The organism is Micromonospora sp. NPDC003776, from assembly GCF_053605645.1.
In genome coordinates this window covers 1-6249 of the sequence record NZ_JBSGJR010000425.1, presented here as the reverse complement: position 1 = coordinate 6249, position 6249 = coordinate 1, and the positions used below count along the sequence as shown (strand labels likewise).

Below are 6249 nucleotides of genomic sequence, written 5' to 3'. Positions count from 1 at the left end.
GGTACGGCGACGGCGGCGCGCTCGGCGCGCTGGAGGTGCGCTGGGCCCGGCCGGTCGCCGACGACGAGGCGCTGCACAACCTGCTGGACGCGGTGGCCGGGCTGTGCAGCCAGGCCCTGCAACGCGCCGAGCTGACCGGCTCGGCGCAGGCGATGGCGGAGTTCGCCGCCCGGCTGAGCGTCACCCGGTCGACGACCGAGGCGATCGATGTGATCCTCGACGCGGCGCCGACCGCGCTCGGGGCGGTGCTGCCCGGGCTGGCCATCCGGGACGAGGGCCGGCTGGTCCGGCTCTGGTACCACGAGGTGCCGGAGACCCTCTCCGCCACCTTCGCCGACCTCGCCATCGACGACCCACGGCCGATCGTCCGGGCGCTGCGCACCGGGGAACGGGTCATCCTGCGCGACCGGGCCGACTTCGCCGCCCGGTTCCCCGACCTGCCCGACCCGGTCGGCGCGCACGGCGTGGTCACCACGGTCGCGCTGCCGCTGTTCGACGCGCAGCGCCAGCCGATCGCCGCGCTGGCCTTCGGGTGGTTCCGGGAACGGCCGGTGCGGGAGGGCGACCTGGCGCTGCTGGACACCATCGCCGACCTGTGCGAGCAGACCCTGGAACGGGTCCGGCTGGCCGCCGCCGAGCACAACCTGGTGACCCGGCTGGCGGGGCGGCTGCGCAGCTCCGCGCTGACCACCCCGGACGGGTTGGAGATCGCCACCCGCTACGAGCCGGCGATGACCGGCCTGCACCTCGGCGGCGACTGGTACGACCTGGTCCGGCAGGACGACGACCGGCTCGCCGTGGTGGTCGGCGACGTGGTCGGCCACCAGGTCGAGGCGGCCGCGGACATGGCGCAGCTGCGGACCATGCTCAACACCCTGATCCGGCTGGGCGTACCGCTGGAGGAGCTGTTCCTCCGGCTGACCGAGCTGCTCGGCGTCGGCTTCCTCGGCACCTGCCTGATCGTGGTGGTCGACCCGGCGAACCGGGCCGCGCACGTGCTGCGGGCCGGGCACCCGCACCCGGTGCTGCTGCCCGCCGGCCAGCCCCCGCGGGCCGTGTCGACCCCCAACGCGCTGCCGCTGGGCATGGTCGACGCGCCGATGGGCGTGACCACGGTGCCGTTCGAGCCCGGCGACCTGCTGGTGGCGTACACGGACGGGCTGGTGGAGCGGCGTGGCCTGCCGTACGACGAGGGCGTGGCGGCGCTGCACCGGGTGCTGGTCGCGGTGCGGGACGAGCCGGCGGAGGCGATCGCGGACGCGCTGCTGCGGGACCTGCCGGCCACCGACGACGACCGGGCGCTGGTGGTGCTCCGGCACACCGGCTGAGCCGTTCGCACGTTGGAACCGCGGTTTCCGGGGAATGTCCTCCGGTCGGTGGCGGGATCGCCGCCGACGACGACAAACCGGAGGACCGGCATGGCGACCAGTGCCAGCACCCAGCCCGCGAAGGCCTCGGGCACCTACCGCATCGGCGGCGACCTGCAGGTCGACCGGCTCGGCTACGGGGCGATGCAGCTCACCGGGCCGGGGGTGTGGGGCGACCCGAAGGACCCGGCCGAGGCGGTCCGGGTGCTGCGCCGGGCGTACGAGCTGGGCGTGACCTTCATCGACACCGCCGACTCCTACGGGCCCTTCGTCAGCGAGCTGCTGATCAAGGAGGCGCTGCACCCGTACGCCGACGACCTGGTCATCGCGACGAAGGCCGGCCTGACCCGCTCCGGTCCGGGCGACTGGCGCCCGGTGGGCCGGCCGGAGTACCTGCGCCAGCAGTGCGAGCTGAGCCTGCGTCACCTCGGGCTGGACTGCATCCCGCTCTACCAGCTGCACCGGATCGACGAGAAGGTGCCGCTGGCGGACCAGCTCGGCGAGCTGGCCCTGCTCAAGCAGGAGGGGAAGGTCCGGCACGTCGGGCTCTCCGAGGTGACCGTGGAGCAGATCGAGGCGGCGCGGAAGATCACCCCGATCGTGTCGGTACAGAACCTCTACAACCTGGCCGACCGCAGCGCCGAGGACGTGCTCGACCACTGCGAGCGCAACGACCTGGCGTTCATCCCCTGGTTCCCGATCGCCACCGGCAACCTGGCCCGGCCGGGTGGGCCGCTGGACGCCATCTCCACCGAGCACGGCGCGACGCCCGCGCAGCTCGCCCTCGCCTGGCTGCTGCGCCGGTCGCCGGTCATGCTCCCGATCCCCGGTACGTCCTCGGTGGCGCACCTGGAGGAGAACGTGGCCGCCGCCGAGGTGCAACTCACCGACGACGAGTTCGAAGCCCTCGCCAAGGCCGCCTGAGCCGGGCCGGCGCCGGGGTTTCGGCCGCCACCCCTTTCCGTTGCGTGAGCGGACCGCTACCGTCAGAAAAATTCTCGCGGACGGGACGGGCGGGGGTCCGAAGTGGACGAGTTCGATTACGTCGTGGTCGGCGCGGGCGCGGCCGGCTGCGTGCTGGCCAACCGGCTCACCGAAGACCCGGCCAACCGGGTGCTCCTGATCGAGGCGGGCGGCTGGGACCGCAGCCCGGCCGTCCGCATCCCCAAGGCGTTCTCCCGCCTGATGGACGATCCCCGTACCGCCTGGCACTACCCGGCGACGACCGGGCCCGGGCAGGGCGAGACGTGGCAGCGCGGGCGGTTGATCGGCGGGTCGACCGCGATCAACGGCATGATCTACGGCCGGGGCGCCCCGGCGGACTACGACGCGCTGGAGCGGCTCGGCAATCCGGGCTGGGGCTGGTCCACCATGCTGCCCATCTTCCGGAGGCTGGAGGACAACCCGCTGGGCGCCTCGCCGGTCCGCGGGGCCGGCGGCCCGCTGCGACTCTCCACCGCCACCGGCACCGACGAGCTCTGCGAGGAGATGATCGAGGCCGGGGCGGCGCTGGGCTGGCGCCGGGTCGACGACCTCAACGCCGACGACGGCGAGCGGATCGGCTACGCCATGGCCACCATCCATGACGGGCGCCGGGTCAGCGCCGCCGACGCGTTCCTGCACCCGGTGCGCGGGCGGCCGAACCTGACCGTCGCGGTCGACACCGTCGTGCTCCGGGTGCTGATCCGCGACGGCCGGGCGGTCGGGGTACGCACGGAGCACCGCGGCCGGCAGGTCGACCGCCTGGCGAACGCCGAGGTGATCCTCGCCGCGGGCGCCCTCGCCACCCCGCAACTGCTCCAGGCGTCCGGCATCGGGCCGGCCGCCACGCTGCGGGCCGCCGGGGTGGAGGTGCTGCTCGACCGGCCCCGGGTGGGCGCGGGGCTGCGCGAGCACCGGGCGATCCCGGTGCAGTACCGGCTCACCGGGCCGGGCGGCTACAACGCGCGGCTCAGCAGCCGGATCGGGCAGGCCCGCGCCGCCCTCCGCTACCTGCTCACCCGGCGCGGCCCGCTCGCCCTGCCGGTCTTCGACGTGGCGGCCCACATCCGGTCCCGCCCGGAGCGGGACCGCCCGGACGCCCATCTGCTGATGGCCCCCTTCTCCGCGGCGCCCCGGCGGCCGGGCCGGGCGCTGGAGCTGGAGCGGGAGCCGGGGTTGATGTGCCTGGGCACGGTGGCCCGCCCGGACAGCGAGGGCACCCTCGCCATCACCGGGCCCGACCCCCGTACGCCGCCGGCGATCGTGGCGAACTACTTCGACACCCGGCACGACCAGCAGGTCGCGGTGGACACCTTCCGGCGGATGCGGGAGTTCTTCGCCACCGCGCCGATCGCCGGGCGGATCAGGGCGGAGGTGCTGCCCGGGCCGGGGACGCGGACCGACCAGGAGATCCTCGAGGCGGCCCGGGTGCACGGCTACTGCGGCTACCACGCCGTCGGCACCTGTGCGATGGGCCCGGACGACGAGCACGTCGTCGACCCGCAGCTGCGGGTACGCGGGGTCACCGGGCTGCGGGTGGTCGACGCGTCGGTGCTGCCCGTGCTCGTGTCGGGCTGGCTCAACGCGCCGGTGACCGCGCTGGCCTGGCGGGGCGCCGACCTGATCCTCGGCCGGGCCACCGCGGCCTGACCGGCGCGCACCCGGTGAGCGGCGACCGGCTCGACGGCCGCCGCGGCGGCGACCGCCGAGCCCGGACCGGGTCAGAGGGCGAAGCAGTCGGGCCGGATCGCGGCGCCGGCGAGCGCCTGCCGCACGATGCTGTACGTGGTCCCGTCGAGCACCAGGCCGAGGTGACCGACGACCCGCAGCGGACACCACGCCTGGACCAGCACGTTGCTGGCACCGTCGGCGAGGACGGCGTTGTCGACCGGGCGGACCAGCTCGTCCTGCCAGGTACGGACGGTGGTCCAGTGGACCGCGCCGGGCGTGTCGTCGCCGCCGTTGAGGTCGGCGAGGAAGCTCGACCCGATGGACATCTGCTGGCAGGCGACGATGCCGACGCAGCTGCCCAGGCCGACGAAGTTGATGATGTTGGCGACGTACGTGCCGTACTGCGGGCTGCCGAGGCTGATGTAGCGGTCGACCCGGTCGGCGCCGCCGAGGAACTTCACGTACCAGCGGCTGACCAGGCCGCCCTCGGAGTGGGTGACCAGGTCCACCTTGGCCGCCCCGGTGGCGGCGCGGACCTGGTCCACGTAGGACGCCAGGGCCCGGGCGGACTCGCGGATGTCGCCGACCCCGAGGTTCGGCAGCTGGTAGATGGAGACCCGGTAGCCGTCGGCGCGCAGCCGGGCGGCGATGGGCTCGTAGGCGATGGAGATTCCGATCAGGCCGCCGACCACGACGACGGGATTGGCCGCGGTGGCGGCGAGGCCGGTGCCGCCGTCGACGGTGGCGCTGGCCGGGACGGCGCGGTGCGGGGCGGCCTGGGCGGCGGTGGCGGGGACGAGCAGGGCGGCGAGGGCGCTGGTGGCGGCCAGGATCGTTCGGAGCAGCATGGCTGCACCTCCGGTGGGAGGCACCCGGGAATCCGGGAGGGGACGGGTGGGGGATCCGATCGATCGTGGAAACGATGATGCGTGTCCGATTTCACACACGTCAATGAAAAGTTACGCGCCGGTAACCCGTTCTCGCGCTGGAGGCACAAACCGGCGAATCACGCCCCGGGCGGCGCGCACCTCACCGCGTGGGCGGCGACCGCCACCGTGGCCGGGCCGTGGCGCTCCGGGTCCACCAGCACATCCACCCCGACGCCCGGCTCGACCAGCCAGAACGCTTCCTCCGCGCCGATCAGGCCGGGGCCGTCGGGGTGCGCGAACTCGGCCCACTCGCCGCCGTCGGGGTCCCGCTCGTGGTATTCGGCGAGGAAGTCGCGCAGGGCGGCGAGGTCGGTGAGCCGGGGGCCGCGCAGCACGTGCACCCGCAGGTCGACCCGGTAGCCCTCGTCGACCCGGCGTTCCCAGACCCGGGTGGCGAAGGTGACGTCGTCCCACTCGGTGGCGAAGTCCGACACCTCCGCGCCGGCGTCGCCCGGAAGCTCCCCGATGTGGAACCCGTCCAGCTCACCGGCGCGGCCGTCGTCGCTCAACCCGGCTCAGCTCCCCAGCGCCTTGACCTTGGTGATCGTCTCCTGCACGTGCTGCCGGGCGGGGTCACCGCCCTGGGCCGCCTGGGCGAGGGCCTGCCGGTAGGCGTCGATCATGCCGAGCAACGGGCCGGCCGCCACGCCCTCCAACGCGCCGGCCACCAGCGCCCGCGCCTCGGCGGCGTCCTGGGCGGCGGCGGCCGTCCTGACCTTCGCCTCGTCCAGCTTCTGCGCGGCCGCCGCCAGCCTGGCGATGATCTGTGCTGCGCTCACGCGCCCTCCCCGATGTCGCCCCGGCACGTCGGCGCCGGCCACGCAGCAGCCTACGAGACCGGCACGCGCCCCGCGACCACCCACAGCCACCGGCGCTCGCCCGGCCGGTCCACCCCGCCCGGCCACCGGCTGGTCAGCTCAACAGACGGAAGGCCACCAGGTAGAGGCAGAACAGCCCCGAGGAGAACACGGCACAGAGGACGAACCCGAGCGGCACGTACCGCGACGGCGGGGGGTCGCCGCCGAGCACCGGCCGGCCCCAACGGGCCAGCACGAGCTGCCCGGCCAGGAAGGACAGCAGCGGCACGCCCGCGCAGGCGGCCGCGGCCACCAGGTCCAGCCCGGAGACCGGGATCGGCGACCCGATCAGGGTGGCGAGCATCAGCAGCGAGCCGACCAGCGCGCAGGCCACGTACACCGCGACCGCCCGGCCGAGCGGCGACCAGGTGGGCAGCAGCACGGGCCGGTGGGCGAGGGCCTCGGCCTGCTGGCCGTACCGGTCGGCCTCGTCGGCGAGCTGCC

General features: G+C 74.7%; 6 protein-coding genes and 1 pseudogene. 3 read left to right on the top strand and 4 right to left on the bottom strand.

The window, feature by feature from the left end:
* The 3 genes from ACWEVO_RS27000 to ACWEVO_RS26990 all read left to right on the top strand — a co-directional run.
* Window positions 1-1328: PP2C family protein-serine/threonine phosphatase (locus tag ACWEVO_RS27000; RefSeq protein WP_452310310.1), on the top strand; the 1328-nt coding region annotated here is incomplete at its 5' end.
* A gap of 90 nt (window positions 1329-1418) precedes the next feature.
* Complete coding sequence (locus tag ACWEVO_RS26995; RefSeq protein ID WP_452310309.1) at window positions 1419-2291, top strand: aldo/keto reductase; 873 nt, start codon at window positions 1419-1421, stop codon at window positions 2289-2291.
* A 102-nt stretch (window positions 2292-2393) separates the two neighbouring features.
* The gene (locus ACWEVO_RS26990; protein WP_452310308.1) at window positions 2394-3998 is read left to right on the top strand and encodes a GMC family oxidoreductase; all 1605 of its coding nucleotides are present in this window, start codon (window positions 2394-2396) and stop codon (window positions 3996-3998) included.
* Window positions 3999-4069: 71 nt separating this feature from the next.
* On the opposite strand, the gene ACWEVO_RS26985 is transcribed toward ACWEVO_RS26990, so the two are convergent.
* The 4 genes and pseudogenes from ACWEVO_RS26985 to ACWEVO_RS26970 all read right to left on the bottom strand — a co-directional run.
* Window positions 4070-4867, bottom strand: coding sequence for an esterase/lipase family protein (locus ACWEVO_RS26985; protein ID WP_452310307.1), 798 nt, complete (start codon window positions 4865-4867; stop codon window positions 4070-4072).
* Between the two features lie 158 nt (window positions 4868-5025).
* Window positions 5026-5457 carry a hypothetical protein gene (locus tag ACWEVO_RS26980; RefSeq protein ID WP_452310306.1) on the bottom strand — a complete coding sequence of 144 codons (432 nt, stop codon included), beginning with the start codon at window positions 5455-5457 and terminating at the stop codon, window positions 5026-5028.
* 6 nt (window positions 5458-5463) lie between these two features.
* Window positions 5464-5727, bottom strand: a complete 264-nt coding sequence (locus ACWEVO_RS26975; RefSeq protein ID WP_452310305.1) for a DUF6244 family protein — start codon at window positions 5725-5727, stop codon at window positions 5464-5466.
* Between the two features lie 133 nt (window positions 5728-5860).
* A pseudogene (locus tag ACWEVO_RS26970) lies at window positions 5861-6249 on the bottom strand (hypothetical protein); the annotation flags it as partial.